This window comes from Paenibacillus jilunlii, assembly GCF_900102965.1.
GTDB lineage: Bacteria > Bacillota > Bacilli > Paenibacillales > Paenibacillaceae > Paenibacillus_AQ > Paenibacillus_AQ jilunlii.
In genome coordinates this window covers 17604-35907 of the sequence record NZ_FNGM01000027.1, presented here as the reverse complement: position 1 = coordinate 35907, position 18304 = coordinate 17604, and the positions used below count along the sequence as shown (strand labels likewise).

The window sequence follows — 18304 nt, the reverse complement described above, 5'->3', positions numbered from 1 at the left end:
GGCAAACTGACCTTTGGCGCTTCAACAAAGGCATTTCTGCCGTTGTTTCCAGGCAAACTGACCTTTGGCGCTTCCACAACAGCATTTCTGCCGTTGTTTTCCGGTCCACATTCGTCCTTTGGACGAATCAGACAAAAAGACTCTTATCCCCTTCACAACTTATCCACAGCAAAAAAACACAATAAAAGCCAGCTGTTTCTGGCTTCTATTGTGTTTCAGGTGGTCCGGCCGGTGATCAATTATTCCGGTTTATCCGGTTGGCATTGCCTTGTCAATTTACGCTTCCACAGGAGAAGCGGCGCTCTAAAGTTCATTGATCATTAACAGAGAGCGAAAGTGTGCCCCGCTCAGTCTGCAATCAGGTCGGTAACCTCTCTTCTCATGCTCAGCGGCGTATCCTGTGTCGGCTGGCCCACGCGGATCAGGAACTGGATCGTTTCACCGCCTGGAGCATACTCCTGATGAATTCGGGTATACGGTGCCTTCATCTCCGGATACTCCTCCAGCACCTGGCTCAGCGGCTGCATCACCAGTCCCTGCTCATGTCCGGCGAGAAGGAGCCGGCTGTAGAGCATGCCTGCTTTTACCTGGCTTGTGCGGCTGTTGTCCTTACTGAGAATCAGTGCATACGCCGGAGAATGTTCGGCTGCCGTCCGGGCCGCATCGACAGCGAGCTTCGTCGAAGCTTCCTCATTATTAAAGGATGGGACGATCGTAATCATGCCTTGCAGCAGATGCTTTTTCACGCCCGTGGTTCCTTGCCCTTCAAACGAAAAACCGTACCGGTATTTGTTCTTCTGGTTCTCATTCGAACGGAAAATGTCTGCCGACTCGTCATTCATGCGCTTAAGTCCGGTTTCGATGTCTGTACCCTCTATACCGTACTCTCCCAGCTTTTTGATGTCCGCCGGAGCATCCGTGAAGGTTACCTTCAGAACCTCATCCGTATTGGTCTGCTCCAGACGCTTACGCTGCTCCGCAGTCAACGGGTCGGGTTTATAAGCCATCCGGTTGGTATCCGGCAAAAACATATAATCAAACAACGGATTAGCCGCAGGCTGTGCCTTGGTTAGCGTTACTTCCGCTACAGGCTTCTGGTCCATACTCTCGCTAAGCTTCTGCTCATCATATTCCCCTTCCGGAAAAAGCCTGACCGCCGCCCGATAGCCCAGCTGTTCTCCGGCAACCTTCATATATTCCAGAAAGGTACCTTGTGAAACCATGGTTTGCCGGGCCACCGGATCGGATTCCAGTGCGAGGCGTGTATTGTCCGTGTACAAAGAGAACTTAAGCGGATTTTGCTTGTCGAGACGAATCTTCCAGGGCTGCATATTGTGTCCGTTGGGAGCAAGTAAGCCAAAGGCCGCCAGCTTCACTCTCGGATCTTGGAATTGGTCAACGTAATCACGTTTCCAGGGGTCCAGATACTTGGCTTTCTTATATACGCCGCTTGCCGTCAATACCGCTCCGGCAAGCAGGATGAGCAGAATAACAACCGATAATAGTATGATCATAGATATTTTGGCACGCTTGCTCATGGCCCTCTCCTTTATACCTCTATTTTTTTGAGACCTTGCCTGGAGAACGAATCAACGTATGGAGTCCCTGATGCTTGAGGCAGCAAAGTTTCATCCTCGAACGACGCCTTATAGGCCGCATATTCAAAAGGATAGGTCGGCAGGGGCAGGGTTCGCCCGCTTGGAGTTGACAGTCCTGCCGGATCAAACGGCACGCCCAGCACATACAGCTCCGCCATGGCCCGCAGCAAATTCTCCACAGGGTCATGCTCAAGCTGCAGGCAGAGGGTATGAACTCCCCGTATACTCTCAAGGGACAGGCTGTCCCGGCGCGGCTGGCTGCCGCAGTACAGCAGCGTATCGCCCGCTTCCAATGAGTGTTCATAGTCTGTAAGCTTCAGACTGTTCACCATGGACTCTGCGATCAGCGGCCAAAGACCATCCATGTACAGCTGATCAACGGTTCCAGAAGGAATGACCACCGCACACTTCACAAGCCCTTCGGGAATAGGCGAAGACTCTCTTGCCGGCTCCCGTCCGTCCTGAATGAACAGAACAGCCTGGCGCAGCGTAATTCGTCCCGTAAGCACCAGGGCTGCGAGAATGCCGGCCCCTTCGGCAAGAATAGCCGAAGGACGGATGCCAGCATCGAGAAGCAGCTTGCCAAGCGCAAACTGGATAGCCAGGCATTCGATCTGCCCACTTGCTCCACCCGCTGCCTCCATGACCTCCCGGTAAGCCAGGCCGAAGCCGGGGAACCGTGCACTGACAGCATCCCATTCCTGGCTGCTCAAGACCTTTCCGCCGTCAAGCACCAGTTGGACCGGAGTCGTTCTGTTCGGATTAGCCCGGCCTTTGAGGATCTCGGCCAAGCTCTCGCCGTTTTCGACAGCGGAGAGAATGCCGGCCAACTGCTCCCTGGAGGTTACGACGGCTGCGGCCTTGACCGGCAATTCCTTCTGCGAACGGTTCATCGCACGGCAGACGGCAGCGGCGCTAAGTTCTTCTTTATCCGCAAGATAAGCCCGAAGCCGGCCGGCAACCTGTCTAAGCCCAAGTTCATTTCTGCCCGTAAGCAGCAGAAGCTGCGGGGCAAGCTGCGGCGAATCTGGGAGAACAACTGCCTCCGGCGGCGCCTGCTCCAGAATAACGTGGGCATTGGTTCCGCCAAATCCGAAGGCGTTCACGCTGGCCCGCAGCGGAATGTCTCCGGCAGCTTCCCACCGTCGGGGATGCTTATCGACGACATAAAAAGGGGAATGCTCAAAATCGATATTAGGATTAGGCTGCTCGTAATTTACCGTATGCGGAAGAATCTGATGCTTCAAGGACAGCACCACCTTGATCAGACTGGTCACCCCTGCGGCAGACAGCATATGCCCGACAGATGATTTTACGGAGCCGATGCCGCAAAACTGCTTCTTGTCCGTAAAGCTGCTGAATGCCTGTGTCATGCCTTCAATCTCAATCGGATCTCCCAGCGGTGTGGCTGTGCCATGGGTCTCGATATAGGATACCGTCTCCGGATGAATGCCGGTCCGCACAAACGCGTCGCGGATCACCTCGGCCTGGCCTTGTGGCCTTGGTGCAGTGATTCCCTGGGAGCGCCCGTCATTGTTGACTGCCGAGCCCTTGATCACCGCGTGGATATGATCGCCGTCCCGGAGTGCGGCATGAAGCGGCTTCAAGAGCACAGCGCCTGCCCCTTCCCCCAGAACCATTCCGTTCGCCCGCTGGTCAAACGGATAGCACTCGCCCGTTGGAGACAGCGCGGTTACCCGGCTCAGAGACACAAACGGCGTCGGGCTGAGGTTCAGATTCACCCCTCCGGCAAGCGCCATCTCCGACTGTCCGGTCCGCAGACTCTCGCAGGCCATATGGATAGCCACCAGGGAAGAGGAGCAGGCGGAATTCACGATCAGGCTCGGCCCGCTCAAGTTAAGGCAGTGGCTGACCCGCGCGGCCACTTCATTCAGGCCGTTTCCGGCAACGGCATCGGCGACCAGCCTTGCAGGCTCCAGCACGCCGGAGATCCGGGAGAGAATCTCCTGCCGCTCAGCAGGCTGCATCCCGCTGAAGGCCGGACTGTCCAGCAACCGTTCCTTAATCAGCATAAAGGAACGGTAATTAGCGAAATGCTCCATATAAGTGTTCTGCTCACAGCCTGCGAACACCCCTATTTTGCGGGTGCGGTACTTCCCGCCGTATCCCGCCTGCTGCAAGGCCTCCCAGCAAATCTGCAGGAAAATTCTCTGCTGCGGGTCTGCAGACTCCGCTTCCTTGGGCGACATGCCGAAGAACAGCGGATCAAAATCATACGGGGCATCAATGAACCCGCCCTTGCCGGTATAGGAGGTATGAAGCACGCCTGCATCCGTGTTCACGTGCTTGTCATCCGACCATCTGCCGGGAGCCGCTTCACGGATGGCGCTTCTGCCGCTATGCAGCAGTTCCCAGTATTCCTCCAGAGTGTCCGCCCCCGGTATACGCAGACCCATGCCGATGATGGCGATGTCCTGATGCTCCTCCCGGACGGATTCAGCAGCTGTGCCCGCTGTTTCCAGAGCTGTAGCGGCAAAAGGCGCAGAGTCCTCCGTCAGCTGCTCCGCAATATGCGAGGCCAGAGCTTCCGGCGTCTGATATTCAAAAATCAGGGTCGGATAAAGCTCTGTATCCAGTTTGCCGCCAATGTCGGCAACCACCCGCGTCGCTCCAACCGAATCCAGACCCAGCTCTGTGAAATTCATGCCCGTTTCCAGATGGCGGACGGATATCCGCAATTCCTCACCGATGGCCTGATAGACAATATCCCTGATTTCTCTCGCGGAGCGATGGATGAACGGCCGTTCCGCCACCCGCCTAGGCTCCTGCTGCCTGGGAGGAAGTGCGGAATGTTCCTTTTGCGCCTTCGGCGCCGCGAGGTCGAGCACATGAACGATATCAGACCCGGCAGAGGACAAGGCTCTCAGGAAAACAGCCGCTGCTGCTTCATGGGCAAGCGGCTGCAAGCCTTGTCCCTTAAGGGCGAGCTCAACCAGCTTGCCGAAGTCCGTCCCGGCCCCCGTATCCTTCCAGAGAGAGTAGTTAACGGATAAGGAACGCCCCGGTGCATTGTCCCCTGCCCGGTACATGCAGTAGCCGTTCAAGAACGCGTTCGCCGCGGCATAATCCCCAAGCCCGGAAGCCCAGGCTTTGCGGGAAGCCGAGACCGAGGACAAGGCTGCAAAAAACCGCAGCGGCTCCTGCCGGGTGACGAGGTCCGCAATCATCGTGCCTTGCCACTTGGGAGCCAGCACCTGTTCGATCTCGTCCTGGCTGCGGGCCAGCAGCTTATGCGGAGCATATTCCATCTGGCCGGCGGCATGAATGACACCATGCAGCGGTCCATAGACTTCATGAATGCGGTCCAGCAATTCCTCCATTTGCGCACGGCTGGTGACATCCACCGCCGCATACATCACCTGTGCCCCCAGCTTCTCCAGCTCCAGGAGAAGTCCGGGGTCGGCCGGAACCGGCTTGCGGCCGGTAATCACCAGATTGATCCGCGCCTGCCGGGCAAGCGCTCCGGCGATCCGGCTGCCGACAAGCCCTGTGCCGCCGGTAATCAGGTAGGTCTCGCCGCTGCATGGCTCATACACTTCCCCGGCAGCTTGCTCCGGCATCCGTTCGAGGCTCCGCAAATACGCGGTACCGCTGCGGATCGCAGTGACAGATTCCCCATCGGTCCTCAGCTTCAGTGAAGCGTGCAGGGCGGCGGCAAAATCCTGGCCTGAACGATAGTCCTCCTTGTTCATATCCAGCACCGAGACATGAATCCCCTCGTGCTCCAGATCTATGACCTGACCCACTGCAGCCGCTGCCGCCTGTGCCGGATTCCCTGCTTCCTGATCCCCCTCCAGCCTGAACGCCTTATTCGTCACAATGACTAGCCGCACATCGCTCAGCCCCTGCAGCACCAGCGTCTGGCCGAGGAAATAAAGACTCCAAATTCCATCGTTCACCGCCTGGATGTCCGTTAAAAGCTCCGGGGTCCCAAGCTTCTCCCGCGAGTAGTTGGACAAATGAATTACGGCGGAGACCGCGCCCGGCAGCTGGCGCAGCATGGCGCTGTAATCCTCCTCCCTATCCATCCGTATAGTGAAGCTGCGATCCCCGTCATAATACGGTTCATTACCCAAGCTTACATAAAAGACAGGATTGCGCTCAGTGTCGAGCATGCTCTCCAGTTCCCTTCCGAACTCCGTCTCCCCCTTCCATACCAGCACCGCCCCGGCCGCAAGGCTGTTGTCTTCCGGAAGCGATCCGGGTCTCCATTTCCATTCATGGAGCCACTTCCTTGCATTTACAGCAGAGTCTGAGCCGGAAGCATCTCCGAAATCGGGCTTGAAGATTTTATGCTCAAAAGGATAGACCGGCAGGGGGACTTTACGAAAAAGACCGCCTTCCTCCACAGCCTCCCAGTCCAGTCTGGCGCCAAGGCAATGCAGCTGGCCGAGCAGGCCAAGCCAGGTGTCCCATGGGTCCTTTTTGCGGCTAAGGGCATGCAGCACCAGCGGCTTGCCCGGGTGCCGCAGCCCTCCTGCCATCCCGGCGAGGATAGCGTCGGGTCCGCATTCAATCAGAACCGAGACCTCCTGGTCCAGTGCGTAAGCAAGGCTCTGTTCAAAGCGGACAGCTTCCAGGATATGCCGCAGCCAGTACTCTGCCGCAGGCGGACCTTCGATCACTCCGGCAGTGACATTGGAGATCACCGGAATCAGCGGCGCATGGAATACAGTCGCCTCCAGCTCCTTCCTGAACGCCTCCAGCATCGGGGTCATCAGCGGAGTGTGGAAGGCCTGGGACACATTCAGCCGTTTGGCCCCGATTCCCTTCGCCTGCAGTACAGAGAGGAATTCCACGACCGCCTCGCTGCTGCCGGAGACCACCTGATGCGTAATGTTGTATCCGGCAACCCATAAGGAACCGGCAAAAGGTTGCAGCAGTTCTTCCAACGCGCTGCCTGAAGTGAATATGGCAGCCATGGCTCCGGCAGCCGGAAGCCCGCTCATGAGCCTGCCTCTTGCGGCGACCAGTCTCGCCGCATCGGCAAGACTGACGATGCCCGCGAGGCATGCGGCGGTCCATTCTCCGATGCTGTGCCCCAGCATATAAGCAGGCTGGATGCCTGCATCCAGCAGCAGGCGTCCAAACGCATAGTCCAGTGTAAAGACGGCCGGTTGGGTAAGCTGCGTCTGGGCAAGCAGACTGTCATCGGCCTTTCCGCCATAGATGAGGTCCGTCAGCTTCAGGTCCAGATAAGGCTCAAACGCCGCGGAGCAGGCGTCTACATTTTTCCGGAAGGCGGGAAGTCCTTCGTACAGCGCTCTGCCCATACCCGCATACTGCGAGCCTTGTCCGGTGAACATCAGGGCCATTGCGGGTGAATGAGAAACCGGGGCAGCGGCCGGGACTCCGGTTTGCAGCTTTCTGATGAGATCCTGAAGCGAATCCGTCACGGCATGGAAGCGGTGCGGCAATGCGGTTCGCGCGGCATTCTCGGTGTAGCAGACATCCGCCAGCGGATAGTCCCCGTGCTGCTCCAGAAATGCCGCAAGCTCCAGCATCTTCTGCTGCAGCGCCGGCTCAGTCAACGCGGACAGCCCTATAATATGCTTGGCGCGCACCGGTTGCCCCGCTTCACTTGCCGATGCCTGTGCGGGCGCCTCTTCAACCACCATATGGCTGTTGGTGCCGCCGAAGCCAAAGGAATTGATCGCCGCTCTTCTGGCCTTTCCTTCGGCCACCGGCCACTCCTGGGCTGCGGCAAGCAGATAGAACGGCGTCTTCTCAAATCTCAGCATCGGGTTCGGAGTGGAAACATTGATCTGCGGCGGCATGATTTTGTTCTGCAGCGCCATTACCACTTTGATGAAGCCTGCAATGCCCGCCGCTCCCAACAGATGGCCAATATTGGATTTCACCGATCCAATGGCAACAGACTGCTGCAGCAGCCCCCAGCGCTTGAAGGCACTGTCCAGTGCTCTAACTTCGCTCGGATCGCCGATTTTGGTGCCTGTTCCGTGAGCCTCCACATACTGCACATCCGCCGGACTGAGATTATGCCTGATGTATAGTGATTCTATCAGTTCCCTTTGCCCATCCGGATTCGGGGCCATTACGCCGATGGAATGCCCGTCATTATTGATTCCGCTGGCCTTCAGCACCGCCAGCACCGGATCGCCGTCTCTCAGCGCGTGCTCCAAAGGTTTCAGCATGACCAGACCGGCACCCTCGCCCGGAACGAAGCCGTCCGCGTCAGCCGCAAACACGCTGCTGCGTCCAGTGGGAGACAAGGCTTCGGCGCTGCTGAAATATTGATAGGAGGCCGGCGTCAGCATAAGATGAATGCCGCCGGCAATGGCGGATTCGCATTCCCCCCTGCGGATGGAGTCTGCGGCCAGATGCAGCGTGACCAGGGAAGAGGAGCAGGCGGTATCTACCGCCATGCTTGGCCCTTTGAAGTTGAATTCCTGGGAGGTCCGTGCCGGAATCATATTGACGATATTATCCACCAGAAGGTTAGGATGGGTTCCCGTAACCCCCAGCTTCCGCTTCCATTCTTCCATAATACGCTCCTGCTGCACGCTCGTCAGCGTAGAAAAGCTGTCAAAGCTCTGCAGGTTCATCCGGTTCAAGGTATTCAGGTGATATTCGAAATAGGAATTGCCGCCCGCTCCGACAAACAGCCCGACATTCCTGCCATTCATCTGCTGCCTTGAATAACCGGCCCGCTCGATCAGTTCATATACCAGCTCCATCACGATCCGCTGCTGCGGGTCCATCACCGCCGCTTCCTCCCCGGAAATGCCGAACAGAGCGGCGTCAAAGCCATAAGGGTTATCAAGGAACCCGCCATTACGGCAGTAGATTTTGCCAAATTCCGGTGTAGGGCTGTAATAATCATCAATATTCCAGCGGTCTCCCGGCACTTCACCGATGGAATTCTTCCCCTGCAGCAGATTGTTCCAGAATTCCTCCGGACTTGAAGCACCCGGGAACCGGCAGGCCATCGCAATCACCGCTATAGCTGCATCGCCGCTGCCGCTTCCCTGAACGGCAGCGGATTGCTGCTCCCCGGCAGAGGGCGGATTGCCGCCCGCGTTCACTCTGCGGGCCAGATAGCTGTCCATCTCCTCAATGGTGCGGCATTTGATCAGCAGATCATGCGTCAGTTCAATGCGCAGTTCGTCCTCCAAAGCGCCCAGAATCTGTATCGCCTTGAGCGAGGTGCCTCCCATGGACATGAACGATTGGTTATACGGAATCGCTGCAGCCGGACGGCCCAGCACTTCAGCCCAGACGCCGCGAATTTTGTCCAGAAAAGCTCCGGGAGCCGCCACAGGCAACGGTGCCTCCAGGGATGGCACCTCCAGGGACGGTGCCTCCAGGGGTGGTTCCTCCAGAGAGTAAGGCCCCTTAGTCTCTTCTGCGAAATACGCGGCGGAATATGACTTATCCTGGAACTCTCCCTTCCGGAAGGCCTCTACAAGAACGAACCGCTGCACTTTGCCGCTTGTCGTCTTGGGGATGGAGCGGATTAGAGACACATAGTCTATAGCGATGCCGATGACCTCGTTCACATGACGGAGTATTTTGGCATAGAACGGCTTAACCTCCTGCTCCTGCAGCCGTACCGTTGAGAAGATCCCGACTCTCTCTTGTCCTTCTTGTTCATCATGCCAGCCGCACACGGCAATCTTGCCCGGCTCGACCCCATCCAGCTCCTCCATTACCGCTTCAATATCATGCGCAAAGAAATTCTGGCCGTTGACAAAGATAATGTCTTTAATTCTTCCGATTACCGATAAGCGCCCGTTCAGAACAACGCCGGTGTCGCCGGTCTTCAGCCATCCGTCCTGATATGACCGCGCGGTAGCCTCCGGGTTATTTATATAGCCTGAAGTCACATTGCGGCCGCGAATCTGAATTTCGCCCACCGTTCCTTGGGGAACGACTGCACCCGAAGCATCGTCCACGATCCGGATTTCCATGCCCGTCACAGGGTAGCCCTCATCGGCAATTAATGAGGCATGCCTGTTGTTCTCGCCGATGGCCTCAATCCGCGATTCACCGACCAGCCGCTCGCGGTTGACGGAATGGACCAGCGGCTCTTCGCCGGGCCGGGGGAAGCTGACCGCCAGGCAGGCCTCCGCCATTCCGTATACGGGATACATCGCACTGCGTTTTAGCCCGCTGTGCACGAATTTGTCCATGAACTCCCGCATGGTCTTGACCGATATAGGCTCGGCACCGTTATAGAGCAGCCGGAGCGAGCTTAGATCCCAGGATTTCAGCTGCTCTTCCTTCACTCTGCTGCTGACAAGCCGAAGCCCGAAATTCGGGCAGCCGGTGAAGGTAATCCGGTGCTTGTCGATCATATCCAGCCACAGGGTCGGCCTTTTTACAAATTTCATCGGCGTCATATTGAACTGGTTAATCCCGCAGGCCACCGTGGACAGATGGAACCCGATCAGACCCATGTCGTGGTGATACGGCATCCAGCCTAGGGAACGGTCATCTTCCGACATCCTTGAGCTGGTGATAATCGATTCAATATTGGTTAGCAGATTATCATGGGTCAGAATGGTTCCTTTCGGCACACTTGTGCTCCCGGAGCTGAATTGAATCATCGCCGGAGTATGCGCCCCGGCCAGCATATGGGTTCCGTCCCGACCGGCTGTATCCAGCTTTGCGGCTTCCAGAATCCGCAGGCCGCTGATGCCGAGTGTAGTCTCCATCTCATCCCGTGCCTCTGCGAGGCTGTGGTCCGAGATGATCAGCGGCCGTTCCAGGACCTCCCATATCGCCTGCAGCTTGCTGAGGGAGGTATTGATGACCTTCGATGAGGCAGGATAGGAGGCCGGTACGGGGATGATCCCGCCCAGGATGCATGCCCAGAACGTAAGAACGAATTCCCGGCTGTCCTCCAGCAGAATAAGCGCATACTGGCCTGGTGTAAAACCTTGCTCCTGCAGGCCGCCCAAACGGCGGGTTGCGCCTTCAAGGAGGGCCAGATAGGAGAGAAAGAACTCTGAATTGTCATTTTGCAGGAAGGTAATGCCCCGGTCTGTATTGCCGGACACGTGAACCAGCACATTGGCCAGATTCTCCATTTCCGTAAATCTGCCGGTGATGCTTTCGCCCTTCAGGATGGAAAGCTTGGTTTCTGATTTCTTCCGTTTGGAACTGCTCACAATATTTCCTCCTTCGTTACCCTTACTTTCGATCCTTTTCTGGTTATTGCCGCATGGGCAAGGAACAGGCAGAACAGAAGCACACATACAGTGAATAAATGCTGATTGCCCCATGCATTCATGGCTACTGAGGATAAAAACGGACCCGCCGCTGATCCAAAACCATAAAATGTGGTAAACAAAGCGTTCCCTGAGGATCTCTCCCCTGGCGTCAGTTCCTGGGCCGTAAGCGCCATCGCCAAAGGGTACAGGGGGCCGATGATGAACCCGGAGGCAAAGGAGAACAGCAGTCTTAAAGGCATGCTGCCGGAAGTCACAATGCCCAGCAGGGTAAAGATCGAGATAGCTGCACATAAAATCAGGCATCTCTTGCATCCGATCCGGTCAGCCAGATAGGTGACCGGCAGCAAGCCGAGGATGCTGCCGACGGCAAAGATGCTTAATCCATACCCCGTCTGGGCAACGGCAACATGCTCACGGATCAGATACAGAGGATATAAGGACACCACAATCGTTTCGCCGAACCCGTAGACAAAAGCACCGAACAGCGGCAGGTTGACTTTGGACAGCACCTTTTCCCCGCTACGCCCGGGAATGACCAGTGCACCCGGCAGCTTAAAATAGATAATGGCTGAAGCAAGCACGAGACAGAAGCTGCTGAATGCAAACGGCAGCCAGGCCACCCGGTCATAGACCTGCGGCGCAAGTGCAGAACTGGCAATCAGCCCAAGCGCAAAACACAGGCTGTATATTCCGCTGACCATCCCCAGACTTTTCTCACCCGTGAGACTGTGGAGCGCCGTCTGAAGCCCCATCATGTTGCAGCTGATGCCTATACCCATAAGTGACATCAGTAACAGCCAGACTGCATTTACGGTGAACAGAGGGAAGAGCGCCGAGCAGACCGCCGTAAGCAGCAGGCCTGATGTAATGACCAACTTCATGTCGGTGCCTCTCATCGTTCTGTCCGCAACCATCGAGCCGAGTGCCATGAAGAAAAAGTAGGAGGAGGAGATCACCCCTATCCATATTTCTTGTCCGTGATTCGCCGTCATGTGAGTGGTGGAGAGCGGATTAATGACACCGACGGAGGTGCCTACCAGAAGGGCGATACCGTAAATAACGGCTTTCCCGCCTCCAAATAGGTCACCCAGCCTTCCTGTCACGTGCGTTTTTTGTTCCATCACACCGCCCCCATTACGGCTGTCTGCGCTGCACGGCTTGAAGCAGCTGCATCTGCTGTGCCCCGAACCAGTGCATATCTTGTTTGCCGTTGATTTGTACAGCCTCGCCGGTAATATAATCCGCACGCGGAGAGGCCAGGAACACCACCGAGTCCGCAACCCCGGACGGAGGAATCGCCCGCCCCTTGAACGCTGCCGGTGCCATGCCGGTGTCCACGAGCGCCGGGCACACAGCGTTCACCTGAATGTTGCTGTTCTTCAGCTCTTCTGACAGTGCACGGGTCAGTCCGAGCACCCCGTGCTTGGATGCCGCATAGGCGCTCATCATCGGATAGCCGATAAATGAGGAATCCGAGCCGATGTTGATGATCTTGCCCTGCTTTTGCTTGATCAGATAAGGGATCACCGCATAGCAGAAATGATAGGTTCCCAGCAGATTCACCTGGATGATCGACTCCCACACCTCCGGACTCATGTCAGCCATCGCCGCCATGCCGGTAATTCCGGCGCTGTTGACAAGAATATCAATCAGGCCGAAGCGTTCTATAATCTGTTCAACCGCCTTATTGACGCTTGGGGCGTCACTCACATCGGCGGATACGGACATGGCCTTCACCCCGAGCCGGCGGATTTCATCCGCAGTTTCCCGAAGCTGCTGCCCGGACCTGGATACCAGCACAATGTCGGCCCCTTCACCGGCCATGGACAGGGCTATGCTCCGTCCGATGCCTCTGCTTCCGCCCGTTATGACCGCTACTTTATTGGCCAGCAATCCTTCTCTGCGAGCCGGGGGCAGCACCGGGGTATCCTGAATCGACGCCATAAGCTCAAGTGCTTGCTCCATATACTGTTCAGCCAGACCCTGAATCGTAGCAGCAGCATAAAGATTGGCGGAGTACTCGATCTCAACGGTCAGCTTCCCTTCTTCAATGGAGAAAAAGAATTCAATGACCGATATCCGTTTTTGACCCGGCAGTGAAAATCTGCGGTCCATGCCTTCTCTGGAGAATTCCAGGTCCGGCAGGCGGGGGGCATCCCGGTTGCCGAGATAGTTCGCCCGGATTGGAGTCAGCTTCACATCCGGGTACATGTAGCGCGGCAGATTCTCAGATACCAGATCATAGCTCACTCCGCCAAGCGGCACATTTTCGAGACCTTTACGGATGCTTGCGATCAGATTGCTCCAAGGGCTGTCCTTCTCCACATTTATGCCCAGCGGAAAATTCACTGCAAAGTTGCCCGGTGTCTGCATAAAGTTCTGTCCGCCGCCCAATTCTCTTCCGTGCACCCGATGGCTCACAACAACCTCCGGCTGTCCGAAAAAAACGCTCATCTCCTTATATAGAGGAGCCAGCAAAATCGGATATACATTGCTTTTGAAATGCTTTTTGGCTTTGGTCAGAAGCAGCGAGGTCTGCTCCCGGTCAAAAGTGAAGCGCTGAGTCGCAGCAGACTGCTCATCATTAGGTCCCTTGATGAAATCTGCCGGCAGCCTGCACACAGATTCAGGAGGGAAATGTGTGGACCAGTAGCCTGCGTACTCTTTCCCATGGATTCTTTTCTTCTCCTGGACCGCCCGGACAAAATCGGCAAACGGCTTGGCATCGGGCAAGCTTATGTGCCGGGCTCCCGGACTCAGTGAAGCGTAAATCTGCCAGACCTCCTGCAGCAGCAGCTGATTCGTGACCACATCCGAAATCAGGTGATGCCCGACCGCCGCAATCTCATAGACCGCTTCCGATACCTGAACGACAATGATCCGCCATAACGGCCATTGGTCCACCCGGAACCCTTGAACCGCTTTTGTCAGAATCAGCTGAATTTCTTCATTTCTCTCAGCTTCTTCCATATGGCTTCCATCATAGAAATCCACATTGCCCCCCAGCTCTCCTTGCAGAAACCTTTGTTCAAAGCCGTGATCCTTCCGCTCCAGAATGCTTCTCAGCGCGTCATGGCGCCGGTTCAACATCATGGCGGCCTGCTTGAACTGCTGGAAATCCAGCGGCTGCTTGTATAGGAAGCGGGTATAGCCCGCCCAGCAGTAAGGATCTTCGAAATAGTTCATCAGCCAGCTCTGCGCCGGCGCAAGCGGGAGCAGGTCCCCTGCGCTCAGCGGCTCACGCTCCGCCGGAGGAACCAGGAGCTCTGAAGCTTGAGGCGCTTGAGGCGCTTGAGACGCTTGAGGCGCTTGAGACGCCTGAGGCGCTTGCCCCGTCCCGCTGAACATAACGCTCAGCGCCTTGCGGTCCAGCTTGCCGTTCGGATTCTTGGGCAGCCTGGGCAGCCATTCCAGCCGGTGCGGAATCATATAGTACGGAAGCTTGCGGACGGCAAAATCTTTGATCTCCTGGTCCGGCACCTGCTTGCCAGCCAGGCAGGCAAGCAGCACCTGTTGTCCGGGCGCGGGCTGGGTGACAATCACCGCCGCCTCAGCAACCTGGTCATGGCTGCCCAGCACAGCTTCAATTTCGCCCAGCTCCACACGGAACCCGCGCAGTTTCACCTGGTTGTCGATGCGTCCATGGTATTCATAGCTTCCGTCCGCCTTTTTGACCGTCAAATCACCTGTGCGGTAGATAAATTCTCCCGGAATCTCCGGAAACGGGTTGGGATGGAAGGCTTCGCGGGTTTTTTCCGGGTTATACAGATACCCTTTGGCCAGTTGAATGCCGCCGATCCACAGCTCGCCAAGTTCACCTTCGGGCACTTCACGCATGTGCTCATCCAGATTTTTGATATATACGCCGGGAATCGGCTTGCCGATGGGAATGCTCAGCTCACCTGCTGAACCCGGCCGCCCTGAAATGATGTGGAAAGTAACATCGATAGAGGCCTCGGTAGGGCCATACAGATTAGCCAGCTTCGTCTTCCTTCCATAGCGGTCCATCCATTTCTGCACCGGGCTGAGCGGCAGTCCCTCCCCGCTGAAAATCAGCCAGCGAAGCGCAGGAAAGGTATAGCTCTCATCCTCCAATGAATCTACAAATTCACCGAACAACGAGGGCACGAAATGCATGACATTGATTCCGGTGTCCGTCATCCACCGGGCCAGGCTCCAGGGATTCTTGACAACCTCCTGTCTTACGGGGCATACCGTTCCGCCGTACATCAGCGGCCACAGCAGCTCCCACACGGAAATATCGAAGCAGCAGGAGGTCTTCTGGGCCACACGTTCGCCAGGCTGAAGATTGAAGGTCTGCTGGTGCCATTCCAGCCGGTTCATATAGCCGCGGTGATTCAGCATGACTCCCTTGGGCTTTCCGGTTGAACCCGATGTATACAGAACAACCATCAGATCATGAGGGGCGCTGTCCACCCGCAGATCGCCGGCGGGGCAGTTCTGCCACTCTTCCGTTCCCGACTGTTCAAAATGGCCGCGGGCTTCATACCCTTCATCGAGATAGACTACTTTCTGGATAGAAGGACTCTTCTGTACTATAGGGTCCGCCTGCTTTTGCAGCGACTGCTCTGTAAGCAGGATACTGAGCTGCGCATGCTCCGCGATATATTCGATCCGGTCAGCGGGATACATCGGATCAAGCGGCACATAAGCCGCTCCCGCCTTCAAAATCCCCAAAATCCCCGTCAGCATGAGACGGCCCGGGAGCGTTAGAATACCGACCAGGCTCTGCGAACGCACCCCTTGTGAAATTAAATAATGCGCAAGCCGGTTGGACTGCTCGTCCAGCTCGCGGTAGGTAACCTCCCCTGTACCGTCCAATATCGCAACCGCATCGGGAGTTGCCTTGCACTGCCGGGAAATATGGAGATAGGGAATTTCTACAGCAGAGTCCCGGCCTGCCGGTTCAATCGCATTATTTACATGTGTAATCTGGGTAATAATTTCATTAAGGGTCCTGCATTCAAGCAATGACGCCTTGTCGGCATGCCCGAATACTTTGCCCAGCCTGGTAATCAGCCGGATGCGCTGCAGGGAATCCATCCCGAGTTCTGCTTCCATATCCTTGAACAGAGCTTCCTCGTCAAGCGCCGTTCCGCAAATTTCCCGGGCTATTCCGTACAGCCGTTCTCTTATTTCCGCGCTTTGCGGCTCTCCGGTATCTACTGTGGCAGGCACCGGCTTGCCCGCAGGCTCCATTCCGGCAAGCTGGCTGAGGTTGTCCATGAACCTGTCCATATGCTCTCCGATATAATCATCATCAAAAAAGCTGCTGTCATAGTTGGCCGTGAACATCAGCCTGCCCTGAAACAATTCAGCCAGGCAGTCAATCGTTCCCGGATTGGTTCCTGTATAAGCCTCATAATCATAAACTTCGTAATTCCCATATTGCTTGTGTATGGATGTATTGCCTACGAATGAAAGATATAGGTTTGATTTCAACGTGGAGCGGATCATGGAGGCCACCGCTTCCGGCATAACGCCGTTCTGCAGATGGATGGTGTCTTTAGCATACTGCGCAGCTCTGTAGGTCTGCGCCCTGTCTATGCCTGAGGATAATTGATTGGTGAATTCTTCATGTGTTCTGTCAATTAATGATTCCCATTCTTCACTCGCATCCCCGCAGGTGAAGCTGAGTGCAAGATTTTGGGCAAAGGCGCTGAGCACCTCCGAAGCATCCGTGTGGGGGTACAGCCTGCCGCTTGTCGGAAGATTCAGAATAATCCGATTCCGCTCTTCCCCCTGCTGCTTGATCGTCTTAAGATAGGCGCTGACCAGAAGAATGAACAGAGAGGTGCGCCAGGTCTTGGTAGAAGCAATCAGCCGTGCTGTTATTTCCTCGCCGACCCAGTATTTGCGGGAATGAATTACGGCTCCGGCAGTACCTGCCGCATCTGCCTTGCGGCTTGTTCCGAAGGGGTTGAAGAAGTAGGCTCCACGGCCCTGCTGCTGCAAGTACCGGTCCAGCGCCTCCATCTCTCCCGGAGCATTCCAGGCATTGATTTCAGATACAATGCGGTTATATTCCCCGGCTGGCAGCGCGGGCCTCAGCTTGGCCGCTTTGTTATGTGATTTCGCCCCATAAATCTCCAATAGTTCTCTCAGAATCTGCTGGTTGCCCAGACCGTCCGAGATCATATGGCTGATGTCCAGAATCAGTTCGTATTCCAGGTCAGCCGTTTGGATAACTGACAAAGAATGCAGCGGCCAGCGGGTGATATCAATTTTTTCATTCAGTGAGGCTTCGAACCTTTCCGAGGTCCACTGGCGCCTGGCTTGTTCATCCAGATGCCTGATATCCAGGACGGGAATTTCCGGCGGCACCGCAGTCTTCAGCAATTGGAGACGATACCCCTTCAAGCTCGCGTCCGCCCGCTCTGCAATGAACACAGCCCGTAGTACAGGATGACGGAGGATGACCTCGCTCCACGACTTCCGCAGGCTTTCGGCATCGAGCCTCCCCCGCAGGCGCACCCCTGACGTTATGGTCAGGTTGGCTACCGACAAATAGGTGATTAGAAATAAATATTGGGAATGTAATATTTCAAGAAATTCAGGATCATTTTCAGGAATCTCCGTCACAACAGGGTTCTCGTCACCTGCAACCGTCAGGTTACCGCTGTTTCCTTCTTTGCGGACAGCCAGCATTTCCACGATATCTCCAACCGTATGCATGGACATGAGCGACGTTACTAAATTGCTTTCGCTGTGTCCACCGGATGAATCGGCAGGGAGCAATGAAACCATCCCGCTCATTAAGGTAATCATTTTAATGGAATCCAGGCCCAAATCCCGCTCAAGCTCCATATCCGAATGCAAATCTTCAGACTTATGTCCGGTAATGCTGGAGATCAGCCTGCAAACCTCTATTTTCAACTGTTCGCGCAGATCTGGCGCAGCGGATTGAATCTGGACTGCAGCAAGCTCCGACCAGGTCTCCTCTTGCGCTTGAAGCACAGTACTGGCCGCAGTCTGTACCTCTGCCCCTAGCCGCCGGGCATGTTCCCATTCCTCAAAAATTTGCACAAGCTCACCGACGGATTGCAGACCCATCAAGGCAGTCACCGGGTATGCGGCCGTAAAAGCATCCATTTGCTCTGCCGGGACCAGACCGATCAATTCATTCATTAAGGTAATCATTTTGATGGAATCCAGCCCCAGATCATCTTCCAGGTACATATCCGGATTCAAATCTTCGATCCTATGACCTGTTACATTTGAAACCAGCTGATAGACTGCTTGACTAGTGCCGCTTGAAGCACTTGATGAACGCACAAACATTTCACTCACTAAGCCACTCCCCCTCGCATCCATAATTTTTGTTACAAATAATCTTATATAAGATTTTTACCTTGCAATGGGATTTTGTGTCAATGATGTTTTACCTAAATTCTCTTATTTTATAAAATTTAACATCTATTTTACGAAATGGATGTTATCAATGAGTCCGGCTTCCCCTGAATCCCT

The 18304-nt window shown here is 55.6% G+C and carries 5 protein-coding genes; 1 reads left to right on the top strand and 4 read right to left on the bottom strand.

The window, feature by feature from the left end; all coding sequences use genetic code 11:
- Positions 1 to 324: hypothetical protein (locus BLQ82_RS32455; RefSeq protein WP_208861959.1), on the top strand; the 324-nt coding region annotated here is incomplete at its 5' end.
- 23 nt (positions 325 to 347) lie between these two features.
- Here BLQ82_RS32455 and BLQ82_RS28395 read toward each other — a convergent pair.
- From BLQ82_RS28395 to BLQ82_RS28380, 4 genes are read right to left on the bottom strand one after another with little or no spacing between them, the layout of a single operon-like run.
- Complete coding sequence (locus BLQ82_RS28395; protein ID WP_062519210.1) at positions 348 to 1538, bottom strand: Acg family FMN-binding oxidoreductase; 1191 nt, start codon at positions 1536 to 1538, stop codon at positions 348 to 350.
- 11 nt (positions 1539 to 1549) lie between these two features.
- Positions 1550 to 10753 carry a type I polyketide synthase gene (locus tag BLQ82_RS28390; RefSeq protein WP_062519208.1) on the bottom strand — a complete coding sequence of 3068 codons (9204 nt, stop codon included), beginning with the start codon at positions 10751 to 10753 and terminating at the stop codon, positions 1550 to 1552.
- Complete coding sequence (locus BLQ82_RS28385) at positions 10750 to 11937, bottom strand: MFS transporter (RefSeq protein WP_062519206.1); 1188 nt, start codon at positions 11935 to 11937, stop codon at positions 10750 to 10752. The genes BLQ82_RS28390 and BLQ82_RS28385 overlap by 4 nt, the downstream gene beginning before the upstream one ends.
- Before the next feature lie 13 nt (positions 11938 to 11950).
- A complete protein-coding gene (locus tag BLQ82_RS28380; protein ID WP_074648776.1) occupies positions 11951 to 18118 on the bottom strand; it encodes a non-ribosomal peptide synthetase in 6168 nt (2055 codons plus the stop codon).
- Positions 18119 to 18304 lie beyond the last annotated feature (186 nt).

What these genes read in the sequence shown, in the direction of transcription:
- BLQ82_RS28395 (WP_062519210.1), bottom strand. Translation starts at nt 1,538, where the DNA reads ATGAGCAAGCGTGCCAAAATATCTATGATCATACTATTATCGGTTGTT.
- BLQ82_RS28385 (WP_062519206.1), bottom strand. Translation starts at nt 11,937, where the DNA reads ATGGAACAAAAAACGCACGTGACAGGAAGGCTGGGTGACCTATTTGGA.
- BLQ82_RS28380 (WP_074648776.1), bottom strand. Translation starts at nt 18,118, where the DNA reads ATGTTTGTGCGTTCATCAAGTGCTTCAAGCGGCACTAGTCAAGCAGTC.